Below are 20,905 nucleotides of genomic sequence, written 5' to 3' on the forward strand. Positions count from 1 at the left end.
GGATCACATCCGTTCCGGCGCGGAAACGCCAAGCAGGTCAAGGCCGTTGGCCAGCACCTGGCTCGTGGCGTCGTTGAGCCACAGCCGGGTGCGGTTGACATCGGTCACCGCTTCGTCGCCCATGGGCGCAATGCGGCAGGCGTCATACCAGCGGTGGTAGGCGCCGGCGATGACCTCCAGATGGCGCGCCACACGGTGCGGCTCACGCAGCTCGGCAGCCTTGGCCACGATCGAGGGGTAGCTGCCCAGGTAGGAAAGCAGCTCGTTCTCGGTGGCGTGGTCCAGCAGCGAGGCGTCAAAGCTGTCTTTGCCGTCCACCTGGCGCTCCACCCCCGCCGCCACGGCGTTCCGGGCAGCGCCGCGGGAGCGGGCGTGGGCGTACTGGACGTAGAACACCGGGTTTTCGTTGCTGTGCTTCTTAAGCAGTTCCGGATCAAGGGTCAGGGGGGAGTCGGCGGGGAAGCGTGCCAGCGAGTAGCGGACGGCGTCCTTCCCCAGCCAGTCGATCAGGTCCTTGAGCTCAATGATGTTTCCGGCACGCTTGGACAGCTTCGCTCCGTTGACGGACACCAGCTGCCCGATCAGCACCTCGATGTGGACCTCGGGGTCGTCGCCGGCGCACGCGGCAATCGCCTTGAGCCGGTTGATGTAGCCGTGGTGGTCGGCGCCGAGGAGGTAGATCTTCTCGGTGAAGCCGCGGTCCTTCTTGGACAGGTAGTAGGCGGCGTCGGCTGCGAAGTACGTCGGCTCGCCGTTGGCCCGGATCATCACCCGGTCCTTGTCGTCGCCAAAGTCGGTGGTCCGCAGCCAGACCGCGCCGCCGTCGTCGAACACGTGGCCCTGCTCCCGCAGGCGCGCCACGGCACTCTCGATCGCACCGGCGTCGTGCAGCTCCTGCTCGGAGAAGAACACATCGAACTCCACGCCGAAGTCCGCAAGGGTGGACTTGATGTCCTTCATCTGCGCCTTGTAGGCGGCGGCGCGGATCACCGGAAGGGCCGCAACTTCAGTCAGTTCGCGGATGTCCGGGTGCTCTGTCAGCACCTCGTGCCCAAGGTCCGCAATGTATTGTCCGGGGTAACCGCCGTCGGGCACGGGGAGGCCGTGCAGCCGGTTGTAGACGGAGTGCGCGAAGACGTTCATCTGCGTTCCGGCGTCATTGATGTAGTACTCGGCGGTCACATCCGCCCCGGACGCGCGCAGCACGCGCGCGATCGAATCCCCCAACGCTGCCCAGCGGGTGTGCCCGATATGCAGGGGCCCGGTGGGATTGGCCGAGACAAACTCCATGTTCACCGTGTGGCCGGCGAGCGCGGAGTTGGTGCCGTACTGCTTTCCGGCCTCGACAATCACCTTGGCCAGGGCGCCGGCGGCAGCCGCATCCACGGTGATGTTCAGGAACCCCGGCCCCGCGATGTCCACGGCGGCAACGCCGTCGATGGACTTCAGCCGGGCACTGAGGATGGTGGCGAATTCACGCGGGTTGGTGCCGGCCTGCTTGGCAAGCTGCAGGGCAATGTTGGTGGCCCAGTCGCCGTGGTCCCGGTTCTTGGGTCGCTCCACGCGCACCTCATCAGGGACAGCTGATGCTGCAAGGGCGATGTCACCGGCGGCAACAGCGTCCTTCAGGCAGGCGGATATGGCGAGGGAGAGTTCTTCGGGAGTCACCCTTCTAGACTACCGGGGGCCGGTCACAGCAAAGGAATCCAGGGAGCTTCGCGCACCCTGTCGATCCACAGGAAGTCAGAAACCCCCACACAGCTTGAACCAATAGGCTGGCTTCTGCGTTGACAACACCGTAACCACTGGGCAGTTCCCTTCCTGCGTCCCCTCCCGATGAAACGAGAACCTGATGAGACCCTCAGTCCGTAAAAGTGTTTACGCCGGAATCGCCGGCCTGTCCCTGGCGGGAACGGTGGCAGGCTGCGCACCGTCACCCGGCAGCGCCCCCGCGGCAACCGTCCCTTCCACGGGAGCATCAGCACCGGGGGCCGGCGGGGCGGAATACAAGGACGGCACGTACAGCGCTGATGGCACCTATGTCTCGCCCAACGGTACGGAGACAGTTGGCGTCCAGCTCACCCTTGCCGCCGGGACCGTCACGGACGTCCAGATCACCCAGCACCCGTCCAACCCGAATACCCGCAAGTTCCAGGGCGAGTTTGCCGGCGGCATCGCGGCCCAGGTGGTTGGCAAGGACATTGACGAGCTCAATGTGTCCAAGGTCGCGGGCTCTTCCCTCACCAGCGGCGGTTTCAACAAGGCCCTGGAGCAGATCAAGTCGGAGGCAAAGTAGGCCGTGCCGGACGGAGCCCTGGAGGACTTTGCGTTCGAGGGGATCGGCACGCACTGGCAGGTCTCTACGCCCCGGCTGCTCGATCCCGCCCTGCGGGCCCGCCTCCTTGGCGTGGTGGAACGGTTCGACGCCGACTGGTCCCGGTTCCGGGACGATTCCCGCGTCACTGCGATGGCCAGGGAACCCGGACGGTATGAATTTCCCGCCGAGGCCGGGCCACTCGGGCTGGTCTACCGCACCCTCTACCAGCTCACCGGCGGGGCAATGACCCCGCTCATCGGCACCAGCCTGGAGCGCCTGGGCTATGACGCCGGCTACTCGCTTCGGCCCTCCGGCTCCCCGCTGCCGGCACCGGTCTGGGACGACGTGCTGGACTGGGCGGGCACTACCCTCACCACTCGGGCCCCGGCTGTCCTGGACATCGGGGCCGCCGGCAAGGGCTTGCTGGTGGATCTGCTGGCGGCTGAGCTTGAGGCGGGTGGTGTGAAGGCGTTCATCATCGATGCCAGCGGGGACCTCCTGGTGCGTGGCCAGGATCCGGTACCGGTGGCCCTGGAACACCCGTACAACGCAGCCCAGGCCATCGGAGTGGTGCAGCTAACCGGCCGGGCACTCTGCGCCTCTGCCGCAAACCGGCGCGTCTGGGGCGACGGCCTGCACCACGTCCTGGACGGCAGGACCGGCCGGCCGGTCAGGACAGCTGTGGCCACCTGGGCGCTGGCGGAAACCGCCATGCTGGCCGACGCCCTGGCAACGGCGCTCTTCTTCCTCCCCGGTGGCGAACTCCAGCAGTCTTTTGATTTTTCCTGGTTGACGGTCTTCTCGGACGGAAGCGCAGCCCATTCCGCAGGATTTGAAGGGACACTGTTTTCATGAGCCCTGTTGAAGCGCCCGGAGCCCGCCCGGCCCTGTCCGTCGGCCGGCTGGATACCGTGCTGGGCCGGTTCACCATGTACCGGCTGATCCTTGTGGTCCTGGCGGTCCTGGCCGGATACAGCCTTGTGCTGAACGCCCTGGGCTGGCTGACTTTCGGCATTCCGGAGATGCTGGCGCACCTGGTCCTCTGCCTTGGGCTGACGTACGCATCGAACAGGGCGCTGGCAGCGCTGTTCCGGGTACGGCCGCACTCCGAGTCGTCTCTGATCACCGGGCTGCTGCTCTATTTCCTGTTCTGGCCCTCCTTCGCCCCTATGGATGTGGCTGGGGTGGCTTTGGCGTGCGTGCTGGCATCGGCGTCGAAATATGCCCTCGCCTGGCGCGGCCGGCACGTGTTCAACCCTGCCGCAGCCGGCGCGTTCGTCACGGGCCTCACCGGCCTGAACATCGCAACGTGGTGGGCTGCCACGCCGGCCATGCTGTGGCTGCTGGTTCCGGGGGTCCTGCTGGTCCTCTACCGCACCCGGAAGTTCCTCATGGCTTCGGTGTTCACCGTTGTTGCCGCCGCGATCATCACTTCCGAACTGCTCCAGGCCGGGCTGTCAGCGGGCATGGCCCTGTGGCAGTCCTTTGCCCAGCGGCCGCTGCTGTTCTTTGTTGGATTCATGCTTACCGAACCGCTGACGCTCCCGCCGCGGCGCTGGCAGCAGCTGGCGTTGGCTGCGGTGGTGGGCGTCGTTTTCGCGGTTCCCTACAACGTCGGTTTCCTGGCGAACTCTCCGGAAGCGGCGCTGCTGCTGGGCAACCTGCTGGCTTTCCTCGCGGGGCAGCGCGGGACCGTGACCCTTCGTTTTGCCGGGGCCAGGGCGTTGACACCAAGTACTACGGAGTTCTCTTTCGAACCGTCCCGGCCGGTCCGGTTTGCGCCCGGGCAGTATATGGAACTGGACCTGCCGCAGGTGAAGTCGGACAGGAAGGGCCGGCGCCGTGTGTTCAGCCTGACAAGTGCACCGGATGAACGCATGGTGAAGTTTGGCGTGCGGACAGCTGAGCCCGTGTCCCCGGCGAAGCGGGTCCTCCTTGCGCTGGAGCCCGGAGACGAAGTGACCGCCACCTCCGTGGGGGGCGACTTTGTCCTCCCCCGGGATCCCCGGAAGCCGGTCCTGCTGATTGCCGCCGGGATCGGCATCACGCCCTATCTTTCACACTTGTCTTCAGGAGGATTGCGGGAACGGGACGCTGTCCTCCTCCTCCTGGCCAGGAGCGCCGACGAGGTAGCCTATGCGCAGGAACTGCGGGCGGCGGGCATCCGCGTCCTGGTGCGCACTGCGGATGGTTCCGCACCGCCGCCGGACCTGGCCGCCGCCTCCTGGGACGGCACACGCCTGGACGGCGAAGCCCTCCGGGCACTGGTCCCGGACATAGCGGACCGGGACGTCTACGTCTCGGGATCACCTGCAAGCGTCGCGTCACTGCGCAAGGCAGCGAAGCAGGCAGGGGCCCGCAGGCTTCACGTGGACTCATTCTCCGGCTACTGATTTCCGGCCCGGGACCGCGCCCCGGGGTGACGGGGCGGTGGCGATTTTCCCTTGCGGGCCACCTTCCTGCTAAGCTCTAGGACGTCCCGCCCGCAACGGCAGGAAACCCCGGATTGCCCTCGTAGCTCAGGGGATAGAGCGTCTGCCTCCGGAGCAGAAGGTCGTAGGTTCGAATCCTATCGAGGGCACAGACGAAAACCCCGTTACTTCAAGGAAGTGACGGGGTTTTCTGCTTCCCTGTCCCCGTGCAGTCTGCCTGCTCCCGTACGTGAGCCTGCGGAGGATTGTCGGTGCGCCCTCGTAGTCTGAAGTCACCAAGTCGAGGGGGTACGCAATGCACGTTCCGTTCTGTTCTATCGTTCCGCCTTACCTGTTGAGGAGGCTGGCCAAACAGGGTGCGCCGGAGTTTTTGTCCGCGGCCAGGGCAGCCAGGGAAGCTTTGGGCCATGTGGAGTCGTTCCATTCGGCACGGTCCCAGCCCGTGCCGGGCGTGCCGGAAGGCGTCCGCCAGGCCAAACCCGGACCGTCAAACCGGGGCATCTACGACGCCGGCGGTTCAGAGATCCTCCCCGGCCGGCTGGTCCGCAAGGAGGGTGAAGCCGCCACGGATGACCCGGCGGTTGATGAGGCCTATGACGGGCTTGGCCACACGCACCGCCTCTACGCGGACGTGTTCGGACGCAACTCCATCGACGGACGGGGGCTGCCGCTGGACGCAACGGTCCACTTCGGCAAGCTGTACGACAACGCCTTTTGGAACGGCAGGCAGATGGTCTTCGGCGACGGCGACGGTGAGGTCTTCGAACGGTTCACCATGTCCCTGAGCGTCATCGGCCACGAACTGGCCCACGGCGTCACCCAGTATTCCGCCGCGCTCGCCTACCGTAACCAGGCGGGCGCCCTCAACGAATCCATGTCCGACGTCTTTGGCGCACTGGTCGAGCAGTATGTCAACAACCAGTCCGCTGCCGAGGCCAGCTGGCTGATCGGCGAGGGCCTCTTCACCGCCCAAGTGGAGGGCAGCGCCTTGCGTTCCATGAAGGCTCCCGGCACGGCGTACGACGACGACGTGCTGGGCAAGGATCCCCAGCCGGACTCTATGGACACGTACGTCAAGACGAGCGCCGACAACGGCGGGGTCCACATCAACTCCGGCATCCCCAACCGCGCCTTCTACCTCGTGGCGGAGACGCTCGGGGGAAACGCCTGGGACTCCCCCGGGCGCATCTGGTACGAGGCACTCACGGGCGGAACGCTGCCTCCCACGGCGACCTTCAGGGTCTTTGCGCGTGCCACGGCCGCATCGGCCGTGGAGCTCTTCGGTTCCGGATCCGCCGAGCATGACGCCGTCCTTAAGGCGTGGGAAACTGTGAAGGTCAAGCTTTAACGGACTCCTGGCTGCCGTACTTCGGGGCGGCAGCCAGGCTGCAGGGCAAGCCCAAGGACCAGGCCATGAAGATCAGTGTTGAGCGCACCGGAGGAATCGCCGCGATACCACGGGTGTGGACTGTGGAAGCCCAATCCAAGAGCGCCATCAGCCAGTGGCAGCCCATCGTGGAGGCATGCCCCTGGGATTCAGTACCCAGGACTCCGAAGGCAGCTGCCGAGCAGTTTGCGGAAGCCCAACCGGACAGGTTCATCTATTCGATCCGGGCAGGGCAGCGCAGGGCAGCCCTGCCTGAGCAGGCCGTCACCGGACCTTGGCGGATTCTCGTGGACAGTACGCGGGAAGCGGCCGAGGAAATCCGCGCCAAACAACGCCGCAACGGACCGGCGCCCGGTTAGCGTGCAAGGGGCGCTATCCCGCCACAGCCAGTTGGCCGCGGAAAGCGCGGCGGTATGACTGCGGGCTGGTGTCCAGGACCTTGGCGAAGTGGTGCCGCAGCAGGACAGGGTGCCCGAAGCCGGATTCCCTGGCGATTTCTTCGATGTTCAGGTCGGTGGACTCAAGGAGTTCCTGGGCCCGGAGCACCCGCTGTGAATTGAGCCAGGCGGCAGGCGTCGCTCCGGTCTCGGACCGGAAGCGCCGGGCGAATGTCCTGGCGGACATGTGTACGCGCGCCGCCAGTTCGTTCACCGTGTGCTCGCGGTCCAGGTTCTCCACCATCCAGCGCAGCAGTTCCTCCATGGGAGCGGAACCGCAGGCTGGCATTGGCCGGTCGATGAACTGCGCCTGGCCGCCGTCACGGTGCGGGGGAACCACCATGTCCCTGGCGATCGCGGCAGCCACCTGCGCCCCCAGTTCGACGCGCACAAGGTGGAGGCACGCATCGATCCCGGCGGCGGTGCCTGCGGAAGTGATGATGTTGCCGTCCTGCACGTAGAGGACGTTTTCGTCCACCTGCACGCGCGGATACTCTGCAGCCAGTTGGCCTGAGTAGTGCCAGTGCGTGGTGCAGCGGCGCCCGTCGAGCAAGCCGGCGCGGGCCAAGGCAAAAGCGCCCGAGCAGATGGACATTACCCAAGCTCCCCTCGCATCGGCAGCCCGGAGCGCCTCGAGGACGGATTCGGGCAACTCGTCGTCCCTGCCGTAGGGGGCCATGATGACCAGGTCCGCATCGTCGGTTGCCTCGAGTCCCAGGCCGACGTTCAGGGACAGGCCGGACTTGAGCCGGACGTTACCAGGCTGCGGCGTGCAGACGCGGAAGTCGAAGGCCGGGACGCCGCTCCCCCGACCGGATCTGTCGATACCGAAGACCTCGCAGGCAGTACCGAACTCGAATATCGAGAAGTTGGGAACCACGATGACAGCCACTGATTTGAGCATGCTTCCATTGTGGCAGGAATTATAGCTTTTTGGGCATTTCTGCCACTTTTTCTTGGCTGCCGAGAGGAGAAGCATGGAGTCATGGAAATCCTCATAACCCTCCTCGTCCTCCTGATCCTCCTCGTAGCCGCCGCCACCGTTTCAGCGCTTTTGCGTGACGGCCGGGGGCATACGCCTCCTGTCGAATCCCACGAAGCCTGGTCCGCCCTGGACCTCCCCAGCATCAACTACACGCTCCGCGTCTTCTAGGCAGGCGCCACTGCAGACAGCCGAAACGGGAAGCCCGGGCACCCGCAGTAGACTGTCAGCAGACATGACACTTCACATCTCCTACCCCGCCGAGCTGCCGGTCTCCGAACGGCGCGAAGACCTGATGGCAGCCATAGCGGCGAACCAGGTCACCATCATCGCCGGCGAGACCGGTTCCGGTAAGACCACCCAGATACCCAAGATGTGCCTCGAACTTGGCCTGGGTGAAAACGGGCTGATCGGCCACACCCAGCCGCGCCGGCTCGCAGCCCGCACGGTGGCCGAGCGCATCGCCGAGGAACTGGGCGTGGACATCGGCCAGGAGGTGGGCTTCCAGGTCCGCTTCACAGGTGAGGTCAGCCGCGCCACGAAGGTCAAGCTGATGACCGACGGCATCCTGCTTGCAGAAATCCAGCGGGACAAACTGCTGCGCAAGTACAACGCGATCATCATCGACGAGGCCCACGAACGAAGCCTCAATATCGACTTCATCCTGGGCTACCTCAAGCGGATCCTGCCGCAGCGGCCGGACCTCAAGGTGATCATCACCTCCGCCACCATCGACCCCCAGCGCTTTGCCGACCATTTCGGCACACCGGAAGAACCCGCACCCATTGTCGAGGTCTCCGGGCGGACCTACCCGGTGGAAATCCGGTACCGCCCGATCTCCCAGCCACCGGGCGGAGCCGGGCCTGACGACGAGAACGGTTCCGATGACGAACTCGAGGAAGACCGCGATCCGCTTGACGCCGTGTGTGACGCCGTCGACGAACTTGCCCTCGAAGCGCCGGGCGACATCCTGGTGTTCTTCTCCGGCGAGCGCGAAATCCGCGACGCTGCCGAAGCGCTGCAGGCCCGCATCCAGTCCAACCGCCGGCTGGCCGGAACCGAAGTCCTTCCGCTCTTCGCACGGCTGAGCCTGCAGGAACAGCACAAGGTCTTCCACCCCGGCAGCAAGCGCAGGATTGTCCTTGCCACCAACGTCGCCGAAACCTCGCTCACGGTTCCAGGCATCAAGTACGTCATCGACACCGGCACCGCCCGCATCTCCCGGTACTCGCACCGCACCAAGGTCCAGCGGCTGCCGATCGAGCGGGTCTCCCAGGCTTCGGCCAACCAGCGGTCCGGCCGCTGCGGCCGCGTCTCGGACGGCATCGCCATCCGCCTGTACTCCGAGGAAGACTTCGAGTCCCGCCCCCTCTACACGGACCCGGAGATCCTGCGGACCAACCTCGCTGCCGTTATCCTGCAGATGACCGCCATGGGAGTGGCGCGCGGCCCCAAGGACGTCGAAAACTTCCCCTTCGTGGAGCCGCCTGAAACGCGGGCAATCAACGACGGCGTCACGCTGCTCCGCGAACTCGGCGCCCTCGCTGCCGCCCGGCCGCAGAACGGCACGGACGGGGCGAAAAGCGGCGGCGGGCTCACCGCCGTCGGGCAGAAGCTCGCCCAGCTGCCGGTGGACCCCCGCCTGGGCCGGATGATCGTGGAGGCGGGCAAACGCGGCTGCGTCCGCGAGGTGATGGTCCTGGCCGCGGCCCTCACCATCCAGGACCCGCGCGAGCGTCCAACAGACAAGCAGCAACTCGCGGCGGAAAAGCACAACCGGTTCAAGGACGAGAACTCGGACTTCACCGGCTTCCTTAACCTCTGGAACTACCTACAGGAGAAGCAGCAGGAGCTCTCGTCGTCCGCCTTCCGCCGGATGTGCCGGGCCGAGTTCATCAATTACCTCCGGGTCCGGGAGTGGCAGGACCTGTTTGCCCAGCTGCGCCAGCTGGCCCGGCCCCTGGGCATCAGCCTCGACAACAAGCGGCTTGCCGACCCCGTGGGCAACCACGAGGGCATCCACATCAGCCTTCTTTCCGGGCTCCTGAGCCACATCGGCATCCTTGACGAACGCAAGCGCGAGTATGCAGGTGCCCGGGGCAGCCGGTTTGCGATCTTCCCCGGCTCGGCCCTCTTCAAGAGGTCACCCACGTTCGTGATGGCGGCGGAACTCGTGGAGACCAGCCGCCTCTGGGCGAGGGTGGCGGCGAAGTTCGATCCTGTGTGGGCCGAACAGGTAGCCCCGGACCTGGTGAAGCGCAGCTACAGCGAACCGCACTGGTCCACCCGCCAGGGCGCCGTGATGGCGTACGAGAAGGTCACCCTGTACGGCGTGCCCATCATCGCCCAGCGCAGGATCAACTACGGAAGGGTTGACCCCGTCGTCGCCCGGGAACTCTTCATCAGGCACGCCCTGGTGGAGGGTGACTGGAAAACCCACCACAAGTTCTTCCACCGCAATCGCGCGCTCCTCAATGAAGTTGAGGAACTGGAGGCCAGGATGCGCCGTCGCGACCTCTTGGTGGATGACGAGACGCTGTTTGAGTTCTACGACGCGCGGGTGGGACCGGACGTTGTGTCCGAACGGCACTTCGACAGATGGTGGAAGGAGGCCCGGCAGAAGAACCCCGACCTCCTTGACTACGACAAGTCCCTCCTCCTCAGCGACGACGCGGACGACCTCGACGAAGCCGCCTATCCCAAGACCTGGCTGCATAAGGGCTTTGAGCTGCCGTTGAGCTACGAGTTCCACCCGGTGGCTCCCGGCTCGCCGCCCAACCCGTCCGACGGCGTCACGGCCGAGGTGCCGGTGCTGTTCCTGAACCAACTGGATGACAAGGCTTTCCGCTGGCTCATACCGGGGCAGCGCGTTGAGCTGGTGACGGCCCTGATCAAGTCCTTGCCGAAGCAGATCCGCAAGAATTTCGTTCCCGCCCCGGACGTTGCCCGGCAGGCAGTGGCAGTCCTGGAATCCGATTTCGATCCCGCCGTGGACGAGCTCGAACCTTCCCTTGAGCTTGCCCTGCGCCGGATCCGCGGACACGTCATCCCGCCGGGATCCTGGAACTGGGACGCGGTGCCCCCGCACCTGCGGGTGAGCTTCAAGGTGGTGGACAGCAGGGGCAAAGTCCTGGACGAGGGCAAGGACCTCGCCGCACTCCAGGAGAAGCTGGCTCCGGCAACGCGGCGGGCCATCGCAGAGTCGCTGGGGGCCACGCCCGCCTCCACCGCGCCCGGCGCCGGCAACGGCAGGAATCCTGCGCGGGGGTCAGGGAAAACGCACGACGCCGGATCCTCCGCAGCGCTGCAGCCAGCCGAAGTGCCGGGGGCCGCAGGCCCAACCGGCTTCCGGGAACAGGACGGGCTCACCGAATGGACGGTCGGAACGATCCAGCGCCAGGTCAGCAGCACGGTCAACGGCCACACGGTGACGGGTTACCCGGCGCTGGTGGACCAGGGCACGTCGGTGTCACTGCGTGTCTTCCAGACTGCCGAGGAACAGCAGGAGGCAATGCGCGGCGGGGTGGTCAGGCTGCTGGCCCTGCGCGTTCCGGCACCTGACCGGTATGTGCTGGAGCACCTGAGCAACACGGAGAAACTCACGTTCAGCCAAAACCCGCACGGCTCGGTCGCAAGCCTGATCGCTGACTGCGCCCTGGCCGCCATCGACAAGCTCACGCCCGCGGAACTGCCCTGGGACCAGGAGTCCTTTGACCGGCTGTACGAGGTGGTCCGGGCCGAACTGATCGACACGGTGTTCAGCGTCACCGCAGTGGTGGAACGAATCCTGGCCAGCACCCGGCGGATCGAAAAACAGCTGAAGGGCACCACCAGCCTGGCGCTGATCAGTGCCCTCAACGACATCAAGAGCCAGCTGGAACAGTTGGTCTACCCCGGCTTTGTGGCACGGACGGGCTACGCCCAGCTGAGCCAGCTCCCCCGGTACCTTTCGGCCATTGAAAAGAGGCTGGAACGCCTTCCGGGCAACGTCCAGCGCGACGCCCTGAACATGGCCGTGGTACAGCGGCTCGAGGACGACTACGACGACGCCGTGTCGGCCCTGCTCCCCGGACGCAAGGCAGGCCCTGAGTTAACCCAGGTGCGCTGGATGCTTGAGGAGCTCCGGGTGAGCCTCTTCGCCGTCGAACTCGGGACAGCGTATTCGGTGTCGGAGAAGAGGATCCGCGCCGTGCTCAACAAGGCTCTGGCGCCGGCCTAGGCCGGGAGCACGGAGCGGGACCTGGACGGGCCGCCTAGGACGGCACGTACTCGCCGTACCCGGCGGCCCGCAAGCCTTGGCGGAGCTTCTCGGCGTTGGCGTCGAGGACATCCGGATCAGGGTTCTGGTCCGCCGTCGCGAAATTGAACTCGGCCATGCTCCTCGAGGGCCAGACGTGCACGTGGAGGTGGTTGATTTCATAACCCGCCACGATCAGCCCGGCCCGCGCCGCATTGAAGGTCTCCACCTGCACGGCACCGATCCGCCGGGCCACCTCCATGACCTTCGCCAGCGTTTCCGGCGAAGCGTCCGTCCACCGGTCCACTTCCTCAGTCGGTACCACCAGGGTGTGGCCGTCAGCCAGCGGCCCGGTGGTGAGGAAAGCGGCGACATCCGGTTCCCGCCACACGAAGCGGCCCGGGATTTCGCCGTTCAGGATCCTGGTGAAGAGCGTGCTCATGCGTCTGCCTCCTTGGCGGGTGCCTGCAAGGTGCTGGTGTCCAGCACAAACCGGTATTTCACATCGCCTGCCACCATCCGGTCGTAGGCCTCATTCAGCTGGTCTGCCCGCACCACCTCGATGTCCGCAGCAACACCGTGCTCGGCGCAAAAGTCGAGCATCTCCTGGGTTTCGGCGATGCCGCCAATCAACGAGCCGGCGTAGGCGATCCGACGCCGGATGAGCGCGCCCGGGTTCACCGGCGGCATCGCCTCCGACGGCAGGCCCAGCTGGAAGAGGGCACCGTCCACCCGCAGGGTCCGGAAGAAGGGGTTCAGGTCGTGCGGGGCCGCCACGGTGTCAATGATGAGGTCGATGCTGCGGTTGGCCGCCGCCATCGCCGCTTCGTCGCGCGACAGGACTACCTCATCGGCTCCCAGCTCCAGGGCCGCCGCCACCTTTGCCTCCGACGTCGTGAATACCACCACCTTCGCTCCCATTGCCTTGGCGAGCTTCACGGCCATATGGCCGAGCCCGCCCAGCCCCACCACGCCCACAACGTCGCCTTCTTCGACGTCGAAGTGCCGCAGCGGCGAGAACGTGGTGACGCCGGCGCACAGCAGTGGTGCAGCGGCGGCGGGATCGAGGGCTGCCGGCACCCGGAGGACGTAGCGGCGGTCCACCACCACGGAGGAGGAATAGCCGCCCTGCGTCACGGCGCCGCCGTTCCGCCGGTCAACGGCCCCGTACGTGCCGGTCATGCCGTTTTCGCAGTACTGCTCCAGGCCGTCCAGGCAGCTTTCGCATTCGCGGCACGAATCCACGATGCAGCCCACACCCACGCGGTCACCAGCGGCGAAATCCGTCACGGCGGAACCCACCTGGCTGACGGTGCCCACAATCTCGTGCCCCGGAACCAGCGGCCAGATCCTGCCGCCCCACTCGCCCCGGGTGGCATGCACATCCGAGTGGCACAGCCCGCAGAACTCGATGGCGATTTCGACGTCGTCCGGCCCGGGAGCGCGCCGGGCGAGGGTCAGCGGGACCAGCCCGCTGTCCGGTGCCGTCGCGCCGCACGCGGCAGCAAGGCGGCGGCCGTCCACAGCAGTTGACTCAGGACCGGCGGGTTCCGGGGTGACTGGTTTGGCAAGGGGCGGCGGTACGGGGCGTCCTGGGGTCATAGTGTGACGCTACCCTTGCCGGCAGCCGGGTTTCCACTCGGCAGTCCGCTTGGGCGGCCGGGCTCTGCGCCGGTTGCCACCGGCAGGTCCGGGTTGTTGGACCACTCCGAGAACGATCCAGGATACAGCGCAGCCCGGAAGCCGGCGAGTTCCAGGGCTGCCACCTCGTGGGCCGCTGTGACCCCGGAGCCGCAGTACACCGCGACGTGCACTCCTTCGCGTACGCCCAGGGACTCAAACCGGCGGCGGAGGGTATCGGACGGCAGGAACCGCCCGCTGCTGTCCACGTTTTCCGACGTCGGCACGTTGACCGCGCCCGGGATATGCCCGGCCCGGGGGTCAACAGGCTCGAACTCACCGCGGTAGCGCTCTCCTGCACGGGCGTCCAGCAGGAGGCCGTCGTGCGGCCAGCCGGCGGCAGCGGCGGCGTCGACCACCGGCATGTTCCCGTCCGCGAGCGTCACGTCTCCGGCATCCGGGATAACCGGCCCTGCTGCCACCGGATGGCCTGCGGCACGCCAGGCGGCAAGGCCGCCGTCGAGCAGGTAGGCGTCCGCGAAGCCGGCGTTCCGAAGCATCCACCACACCCGTGCCGCGGCCATGTTGCCGCTGTCATCGTAGGCAACCACAACGTCGCCGTCATTGATGCCCCAGCGCCTGGCGCTTTCCTGGAAGTCCTCGGCCCGTGGCAGCGGGTGCCTCCCGCGCTCCGGAGCTGCCGGGGCGGCAAGTTCAGCGGCAAGGTCCACGAACACGGCACCCGGCAGGTGCCCCTGCAGATAGTGGCGGTAACCGTGCGGATCGCCCAGGACCCAGCGGACATCAAGGAGCACGGTGCGCCGGTGTTCCGCAAGGCGGGCCTGCAGGCCCGCCACGTCTATCAAGGGGTTCAAACTTCCACCGACTCCCGGGCAGCCAGATGGGCGTAGTCGGTGCCGTACTTGGCGCCGATCCTCTGCACATGCCCTTCAACGATCTTCAGGCCGTTCTCGTTGAGCAGTCCGTCATGGATCTGGAACGCCTTCGGCGCCCGGACACCGATCACAAAGTCCAGCACCTCGGCGGATTTGCTCCACGGCGCGTGGAGGGGAACCAGCAGGGTCTGGACGCTGATCCCGTCCGGAATGATGAAGGAGTCCCCCGGGTGGTAGACGTTGTCGTCGATGAGGTATCCGATGTTGGCGACGAGGGGGATCTGCGGGTGGATCAGGGCATGCTGGCCGCCGAAGCTGCGGACGGTAAAGCCGGCAGCCTGGAACGTTGAGCCGGGGTTAACGGCGTGGACGCGGGCGGCTTCGCCGGAGGCTTTGTCCTGCAGCTGGCCGGCAACCCGCGCCGGAGCGAACACCGCCAGCTTCCCGTTTGCGCGCAACGCCTCCACCACCACCGGAACGTCCACGTGGTCAGCATGCTCATGCGTGACCAGGACCGCCTCCGCATCCTCCAGGGCCTCCGCCGACTCGGAGAAGTTGCCCGGATCCAGCACCAGGACACGGCCGTCCTTTTCCAGGCGGACACAGGAATGGGTGTATTTGGTCAGCTTCATAGCGCCAGCCTAGGGTCCGCCTCCGGACCATGTCCACGAAGCTCCGGCTGGTAATCTGGATCTTTGCCACCATCCTGAGGAAGCGAGTCCACCCATGCCCTTCGGCGCCAAGGCTGATTCCACCACCCCGTCCCCCGTGCAGGGCGGCGGCAAGGAACAGCGCGTTACGAAGCAGCGCCGGGCAGTAAGTGCCGCCCTCGATGAACTCGACGATTTCGTCAGCACGCAGGAGCTGTACCGGATTCTGCAGAACCAGGGCGCCCCGGTCTCCCTGGCAACCGCCTACCGGATCCTGCAGTCGCTCGCCGACGAGGGGCTGGTGGACGTACTGCGGAACGGCGACGGTGAAGCGGTGTACAGGCGCTGCGCCGTCACCGGGCACCACCACCACCTGCTGTGCCGGAACTGCGGAAAGGCCGTGGAAGTGGAGGCCCCCGCCGTCGAGACGTGGGCCGCGCGCATTGCGGCAGAGCACGGATACACCGACGTGGCCCACACGGTGGAGATTTTCGGGCTGTGCCCTGACTGCACGGCACGCAAGGCCAACGGCGCCCTTTAGGCAGCGGACCATTAGGTAGTCGACCAGGCAGGCCGGCCGGCAGGCAACTTTCAGGATGCGGCCAGGATCCGCCCGTTGATGCCTCTTCCGGCCCGCACCGACCCGATCACCCGGCACACCACGTAGATCAGGAACGACAGTGTGGTGACGTAGGGGCTGATGGGGATGCGTCCACCGAGGGCCAGCAGGATCCCGCCCACTGTGGCCGTCATGGCAAATGCAACGCTGAGCACCACCACCGCAACCGGAGAGGACGTCACCCGCAGGGCCGCCGCAGCCGGGGTAATCAGCAGGGCAAGGACCAGGAGCGCGCCCACCACCTGGATGGAGAGCGCTACGCTGACCCCCAGGAGGACCATGAATACGATGGCAAGCGTCCGGACGGGAACACCCCGGGCCTCCGCCAGTTCCGGATCCACGCTGGCGAAATTGAGCGGCCGCCAGATGGCCACCAAGGCCACCATCACCACCACCGCGGTGCCGGCAAGCGCCTGGAGCTGCACCGTGTCCACGGACACGATCTGCCCGGTCAACAGGCCGAACTTGTTCGCAGCCCGTCCTTCATAGAGGGACAGGAACAGGATTCCCAGTCCCAGTCCGAACGGCATGATCACGCCGATGATTGAGTTCTTGTCCCTCGCCCGGACGCCCATCAGGCCCAGGAGCAGGGCGGCGGCAACCGATCCGATGAGCGATCCAAAGACGATGTCCGCGCCGATCAGCAACGCAAAGGCCGCACCGGCGAAGGAGAGCTCGGATATGCCGTGCACCGCGAATGCCAGGTCCCGCTTCATGACAAAGGTGCCAACCAGCCCGCCCAGCAGGCCCAGGACGGCACCTGCCCAAATCGAGTTCTGGACCAGTACCAGCAGTTCGCCATAATTCTCGAAGCTGAAGATCGCGCCAAGGATGCTGTCCGCGTCCATCAGGCAGCCTCTCCCGCCGCGTGCATCTCCGCATGGTGATGGGTTGTGGCATCAGGCAGGCCCACCACCACGATGCGGCCGTTCGCGTGGATAACCTCAACGTGGCTGCCGTAGAGCTCGGAGAGGACTTCGGTGGTCATGACTTCTTCCGGGGTTCCCACCCTGAAGCGTCCGCCGGCCAAGTACAGGACGCGGTCCACGTAGTCGATGATGGGGTTGATTTCGTGCGTCACGAACACAACGGCGCTGTTCTGGTCGCGGCACTGCTTGTTGATCAGGGCACTGACCGCCTGCTGATGGTGCAGGTCCAGGGAGAGCAGGGGCTCATCGCAGAGCAGGACCCGGGGATCCGTGGCAAGTGCCTGCGCCACGCGGAGCCGCTGTTGTTCGCCGCCGGACAGCTGGCCCACCGGGACTTTTGCGTATTCTGTGGCACCAACCAGTGCAAGGAGTTCGTCGATCCTGCGGTTTGCTTTGGCGGAGTTCAGGCGCAGGCCCCAGCGGTGGCCGTCCACGCCGAGGCCCACGAGGTCCCTGGCACGCATGGGGGTGTCCGGCGCGAACGATTTCTGTTGCGGGATGTAGCCGATCAGGCTGCTTCCGCGCTCCACCGGGCGGCCGCCCAAAAAGGCCTCCCCGCAGTGCAGTTCCTGGAGCCCCAGCAGGACCTTCAGGAAACTGGTCTTGCCGCTACCGTTGGGACCCAGCACGGCAAAAAACTCGCCGGGCCTGATGTCCAGGTCCAGGTCCTCCCAGAGCGCCCGCTTGCCGAACTTCAGGGACGCTCCGGTGAGGCTGACCAGGGGTTTCAACTATTTGTCTCCAGAACTTTGCTGATGTTGTCCACATTGTCCGTCATCCACTGCAGGTACGTCTTGCCCTCAGGCAGTGTTTCGTTGAAGTCCACCACCGGAACCCCGGCAGTTTCCGCGGCCTTTTTCAGCGATTCCGTCTGCGGGCCTTCGGTTTGGCTGTTGTATGCGAGGAGCCGCACCGACTTCGTGGCCACCAGGTCGGTTACCGCCTTGAGGACTGCAGGCGGCACGTCGGAGCCTTCTTCAATCGCAGCAGTGTAGTCCGCAGGGGTGGCGTTCACCAGCCCGGCATCCTCAAGGAGGTAGAGCGGCACGGGTTCAGTGACGGCAACCCGGGCCCCGGCCGAGGCAGGCTTGAGGGCATCGAGCTTTCCATGCAGTTCTTCAACGCTGGACTTGAAAGCCGAAGCGTTGGACTCGAAGGTCGATGCAGAGGCGGGGTCCAGCTCGCCGAGCTTGGCGGCGATACCGTCGGCGATCTGCTCCATGGCGTGCAGGCTGTACCAGACGTGCTCGTTCATTTCTCCGTGGTCGTGCGCGGAGCCATCCCCCGCTGCCGGTTCCGAAGTGGTCGCCCCTGCGGAGGCCTTCTCCTCCTCCGGGTGTGCAAGGCCGGAAAGCTCGACGGCGTTCAGCACCTTCGCGTCGTCGATGCCGCTGTCCTGCGCCAGGGTGTGGAGGAAGCCGTCGTAGCCGCCGCCGTTTTCCAGGACAAGATCGGCTTTGGAAACTGCCAGCCGGTCCTGGGCAGTGGCTTCGTAGGAATGCGGATCCTGGCTGGTCTTGGTGATCAGGGCCGTAACACTGACCTTGTCCCCGCCGATTGTCTTGGCGATGTCCCCGTAGACGTTCGTTGACGCCACCACGTTGATCCCGTCGGCAGCCTGCGTGGACGGTTCCGCCTGCGGGCTGCATGCGGTGAGCAAGAGGCCTAGCCCGGCAAGGGCGGCCAAGGACGATCGGGCAGCGGCGAAACGGCGCACGGGAACCTCATTCATGAAGACGATGAAAACAACCAGTCCAGCTTATACGTAAATGGGAATGATTCCTATTTAGAAAAGAAGACCGGAAGGCGCCCTCCCCACGCTGGCCGGAAGGGCGCCGTCGCGTCAGCTGCCGTTCGGCTGTCCCAGCCGGCGGATGCCGGTGGCCTGCGTGGCGTCCCGGATCTCGCCCACCAGCTGCTCAATCACGTCCTCAAGGAACAGGACGCCCTGGGTGTTGCCATCCGGGCCGATCACCCGGGCAAGGTGCGAGCCAGTGCGCTGCATGACGGACATCGCCTTTTCAATCTCGTCGTCCAGTGCCAGGTTGGCCAATGACCGGATGCGGCTTTCGGCAATCGGCAGCCCATAGGCCTGCTCGGGGATGGAGAGCACGTCCTTGACATGGAGGTAGCCGTAGAGCATGTCGTCCTCGTCAAGCATGGGGAAGCGGGAAAACCCGGTGCGGCTAACTGCCTTTTCGAACTCCACCGGCGTGGTGGACGCCTTCAGCATGACCAGCTTGTCCAGCGGCACCATGATGTCCGCGGCAGTGTATTCGGAGAACTCCAACGCACCGGTGATGAGCCCGGCGTCGTCATCCACCAGTCCGTGGCGCGTGGACTCCTGCACGATCGACTGCACTTCCTCAAGGGTGAAAGAGGAATTCACCTCATCCTTGGGCTCAATGCGGAGGAGCTTGAGGACGTGGTTCGCAGACCAGTTCAGGACTGAGATCACGGGGTGGACCAGCCGGGCAACAAACATCAGCGGCGGGGAAAGCAGTAGCGCCGCCTTGTCCGCCACGCTTACCGAAATATTCTTCGGCACCATCTCGCCGAAGGTCACGTGCAGGAACGTCACCAGCATGAGGGCTACGGCGAAGGCCGCCACGTCGGCGATCTCCATCGGCAGGCCCAGCGTCTCCAGGGGGACGGCCAGCAGGTGGTGGATAGCAGGTTCTGCCACCAGCAGGATCAGCAGCGAACAGACGGTGATGCCAAGCTGCGCGCATGCCAGCATCAGCGACACGTTTTCCATGGCGCGGAGGGTGGTCTGCGCCCGCTTGGACCCGGCCTCGGCCAGCGGCTCGATCTGGCTTCGCCGCGCGGACATGACCGCGAACTCAGCGGCAACGAAGAACGCATTACCGAGCAGCAGGATCCCCAGCCAGACGATTCCGGCCCAGTCGCTCATTGTTCTGTCCTGTCGTCGCGCTTGGACCTGCCGTTGCGCTTAGTCTTGTCAGCAATGTCCGCGCGCTCGGGTTCAGCGGCCGGATGGAAGCAGATCCGGTCAATCCGGCGGCCGTCCATCCTGGTGACACTCAGTGCTCCCCCGCCGACGGGGACGGTGTCCCCCACGGTGGCAATCCTGCCCAGCTTGCTCATTACGTACCCGCCCACGGTTTCGTAAGCCGCTTCGTCCGGGACGGTCAGCCGGGGAATCTGCTCGGACAACTCGTCCGGGCGCAGCAGGCCGGGGAAGTACCAATCGCCGGAGGCGCTCTGCAGCAGTCCAGGGCGGACCTTATCGTGCTCATCCGCCACCTCTCCCACGATCTCCTCCACCAGGTCTTCGAGGGTGGCGATGCCGGCGGTTCCGCCGTACTCGTCCAGTACCACTGCGAGCTGCAGGTTGCCGTCCCTGAGTTCTGCCAGCAGGGCGTCAAGGTGGATGGTCTCGGGGACCCTCAGGACCTCGGTCATGATGGCCCCGGCTTCCAGGTTCGGGCGGCGGTCCCAGGGAACAGCCACCGCCTTCTTCACGTGAACCAGCCCCCGGATGTCGTCCGCGGAGTCCCCGATGACCGGGAAACGTGAGTATCCGGTCCGGCGGGCGGCATCCACCACGTCGGACACAGGCTGGTCGGCGTCGATCGTCTCCACCCGGATGCGCGGCGTCATCACGTCCGCCGCCGTCCTGGTGGAGAAGTTCAAGGTGCGCGCCACGAAGTTGGCAGTGCCGGCGTCGAGCGTTCCCATCGCCGCCGAACGGCGTACCAGGGATGCAAGTTCAGCGGGCGTCCGGGCGCCGGAGATTTCCTCCTTTGCTTCCAGTCCAAAGACGTTCAGCACCTTGTTGGAGAATCCGTTGAGCACCACGATGGCGGGCTTGAAGACGGCGGTGAACATCAACTGCGGCCGAGCCAGGGCCCGGCCTACTGGGAAGGACAGCGCAATGGCCATGTTCTTAGGCACCAGTTCGCCCAGGAGCATGGAGAGCAGGGTGGCGATCACCATGGCCAGGACCAGGGAGATGGAGGCGACTGCCACGCCGGGAAGTCCGACGGCGGCCAGGGGTGCTTCCAGGAGGCGGCCCACGGAGGGCTCCATCACGTAGCCGGTCAGGAGGGTGGTCAGGGTAATACCCAGCTGGCAGCTGGAGAGCTGCGTCGACAGTGACTTCAGGCAGGTGAGCAATGGCACGGCGGCCGTATCGCCGTCGTCAATGGCGCGCTGGACCGTTGCCTGGTCCAAGGCGATGAGGGAGAACTCGACGGCGACAAAGAAACCCGTGCCGGCGATGAGCAGCAGTCCTGCTGCAAGGAGAAGCCACTCCATTCAGCACCCCGCCCGGGAGGCGGTTGCCGACGGCGTGGCAATAGGAAGGAAAAGCTGGAGACCCGAAGATCTTCCCGGCGGAGGATGGTCGGCAGAGGCCGACGCTCTTTCCGCGCGG

19 protein-coding genes and 1 tRNA gene are annotated in these 20,905 nt (G+C 65.8%); 9 read left to right on the plus strand and 11 right to left on the minus strand.

Annotated features, from left to right (window positions below; all coding sequences use genetic code 11):
- Nucleotides 1-3 precede the first annotated feature (3 nt).
- A complete protein-coding gene (gene argS, locus C3B78_RS12655; protein ID WP_104998383.1) occupies nt 4-1,668 on the minus strand; it encodes an arginine--tRNA ligase in 1,665 nt (554 codons plus the stop codon).
- A 184-nt stretch (nt 1,669-1,852) separates the two neighbouring features.
- Between argS and C3B78_RS12660 the strand changes: the two genes are divergently transcribed.
- The 6 genes from C3B78_RS12660 to C3B78_RS12685 all read left to right on the plus strand — a co-directional run bounded on the left by C3B78_RS12660 (nt 1,853) and on the right by C3B78_RS12685 (nt 6,495).
- Nucleotides 1,853-2,296 (plus strand): FMN-binding protein, encoded by a 444-nt coding sequence (locus C3B78_RS12660; RefSeq protein WP_104998384.1) that lies wholly within the window; start codon nt 1,853-1,855, stop codon nt 2,294-2,296.
- Between the two features lie 3 nt (nt 2,297-2,299).
- Entirely contained in the window at nt 2,300-3,172 is an 873-nt protein-coding gene (locus tag C3B78_RS12665) for an FAD:protein FMN transferase (RefSeq protein WP_104998385.1), read from the plus strand.
- The gene (locus tag C3B78_RS12670) at nt 3,169-4,710 is read left to right on the plus strand and encodes a ferredoxin--NADP reductase (RefSeq protein WP_104998386.1); all 1,542 of its coding nucleotides are present in this window, start codon (nt 3,169-3,171) and stop codon (nt 4,708-4,710) included. The genes C3B78_RS12665 and C3B78_RS12670 overlap by 4 nt, the downstream gene beginning before the upstream one ends.
- Before the next feature lie 115 nt (nt 4,711-4,825).
- Nucleotides 4,826-4,898: transfer RNA gene (locus C3B78_RS12675), tRNA-Arg, on the plus strand.
- Between the two features lie 146 nt (nt 4,899-5,044).
- Nucleotides 5,045-6,097, plus strand: coding sequence for a M4 family metallopeptidase (locus tag C3B78_RS12680; RefSeq protein ID WP_104998387.1), 1,053 nt, complete (start codon nt 5,045-5,047; stop codon nt 6,095-6,097).
- A 65-nt stretch (nt 6,098-6,162) separates the two neighbouring features.
- A complete protein-coding gene (locus C3B78_RS12685; protein ID WP_104998388.1) occupies nt 6,163-6,495 on the plus strand; it encodes a protealysin inhibitor emfourin in 333 nt (110 codons plus the stop codon).
- 13 nt (nt 6,496-6,508) lie between these two features.
- Here the strand turns inward: C3B78_RS12685 and C3B78_RS12690 are convergent, their stop codons facing one another.
- A complete protein-coding gene (locus C3B78_RS12690) occupies nt 6,509-7,477 on the minus strand; it encodes a GlxA family transcriptional regulator (protein WP_104998389.1) in 969 nt (322 codons plus the stop codon).
- A gap of 81 nt (nt 7,478-7,558) precedes the next feature.
- Between C3B78_RS12690 and C3B78_RS19870 the strand changes: the two genes are divergently transcribed.
- Nucleotides 7,559-7,726, plus strand: a complete 168-nt coding sequence (locus C3B78_RS19870) for a hypothetical protein (protein ID WP_197432488.1) — start codon at nt 7,559-7,561, stop codon at nt 7,724-7,726.
- Nucleotides 7,727-7,790: 64 nt separating this feature from the next.
- Complete coding sequence (gene hrpA / locus C3B78_RS12695) at nt 7,791-11,774, plus strand: ATP-dependent RNA helicase HrpA (protein WP_104998390.1); 3,984 nt, start codon at nt 7,791-7,793, stop codon at nt 11,772-11,774.
- A 34-nt stretch (nt 11,775-11,808) separates the two neighbouring features.
- Here the strand turns inward: hrpA and C3B78_RS12700 are convergent, their stop codons facing one another.
- From C3B78_RS12700 to C3B78_RS12715, 4 genes are read right to left on the minus strand one after another with little or no spacing between them, the layout of a single operon-like run.
- On the minus strand, nt 11,809-12,234 hold the full coding sequence (locus C3B78_RS12700; RefSeq protein ID WP_104998391.1) for an HIT family protein: 426 nt from the start codon (nt 12,232-12,234) through the stop codon (nt 11,809-11,811).
- On the minus strand, nt 12,231-13,394 hold the full coding sequence (locus tag C3B78_RS12705; protein ID WP_104998392.1) for an NAD(P)-dependent alcohol dehydrogenase: 1,164 nt from the start codon (nt 13,392-13,394) through the stop codon (nt 12,231-12,233). The genes C3B78_RS12700 and C3B78_RS12705 overlap by 4 nt, the downstream gene beginning before the upstream one ends.
- Entirely contained in the window at nt 13,391-14,287 is an 897-nt protein-coding gene (locus C3B78_RS12710; RefSeq protein ID WP_104998393.1) for a sulfurtransferase, read from the minus strand. Before C3B78_RS12710 ends, C3B78_RS12705 begins: the two co-directional genes overlap by 4 nt.
- Nucleotides 14,284-14,940, minus strand: a complete 657-nt coding sequence (locus tag C3B78_RS12715; protein WP_104998394.1) for an MBL fold metallo-hydrolase — start codon at nt 14,938-14,940, stop codon at nt 14,284-14,286. The genes C3B78_RS12710 and C3B78_RS12715 overlap by 4 nt, the downstream gene beginning before the upstream one ends.
- Before the next feature lie 94 nt (nt 14,941-15,034).
- On the opposite strand from C3B78_RS12715, the gene C3B78_RS12720 reads away from it, so the two are divergent.
- On the plus strand, nt 15,035-15,499 hold the full coding sequence (locus tag C3B78_RS12720; RefSeq protein WP_104998395.1) for a Fur family transcriptional regulator: 465 nt from the start codon (nt 15,035-15,037) through the stop codon (nt 15,497-15,499).
- A gap of 50 nt (nt 15,500-15,549) precedes the next feature.
- Here the strand turns inward: C3B78_RS12720 and C3B78_RS12725 are convergent, their stop codons facing one another.
- The 5 genes from C3B78_RS12725 to C3B78_RS12745 form a co-directional block, all read right to left on the minus strand.
- Nucleotides 15,550-16,425: a metal ABC transporter permease gene (locus C3B78_RS12725; protein WP_104998396.1), complete on the minus strand. Its 876-nt coding sequence runs from the start codon at nt 16,423-16,425 to the stop codon at nt 15,550-15,552.
- A complete protein-coding gene (locus C3B78_RS12730; RefSeq protein ID WP_104998397.1) occupies nt 16,425-17,237 on the minus strand; it encodes a metal ABC transporter ATP-binding protein in 813 nt (270 codons plus the stop codon). The genes C3B78_RS12725 and C3B78_RS12730 overlap by 1 nt, the downstream gene beginning before the upstream one ends.
- Nucleotides 17,234-18,223, minus strand: a complete 990-nt coding sequence (locus C3B78_RS12735) for a metal ABC transporter solute-binding protein, Zn/Mn family (RefSeq protein WP_199775417.1) — start codon at nt 18,221-18,223, stop codon at nt 17,234-17,236. The genes C3B78_RS12730 and C3B78_RS12735 overlap by 4 nt, the downstream gene beginning before the upstream one ends.
- A 126-nt stretch (nt 18,224-18,349) precedes the next feature.
- Nucleotides 18,350-19,420: a hemolysin family protein gene (locus C3B78_RS12740; RefSeq protein ID WP_104998399.1), complete on the minus strand. Its 1,071-nt coding sequence runs from the start codon at nt 19,418-19,420 to the stop codon at nt 18,350-18,352.
- The gene (locus C3B78_RS12745) at nt 19,417-20,787 is read right to left on the minus strand and encodes a hemolysin family protein (RefSeq protein WP_104998400.1); all 1,371 of its coding nucleotides are present in this window, start codon (nt 20,785-20,787) and stop codon (nt 19,417-19,419) included. The genes C3B78_RS12740 and C3B78_RS12745 overlap by 4 nt, the downstream gene beginning before the upstream one ends.
- Between the last annotated feature and the right edge of the window lie 118 nt (nt 20,788-20,905).

The sequence above is a fragment of the Arthrobacter sp. PGP41 genome, from assembly GCF_002953935.1.
In the GTDB taxonomy this organism is placed as follows: domain Bacteria; phylum Actinomycetota; class Actinomycetes; order Actinomycetales; family Micrococcaceae; genus Arthrobacter.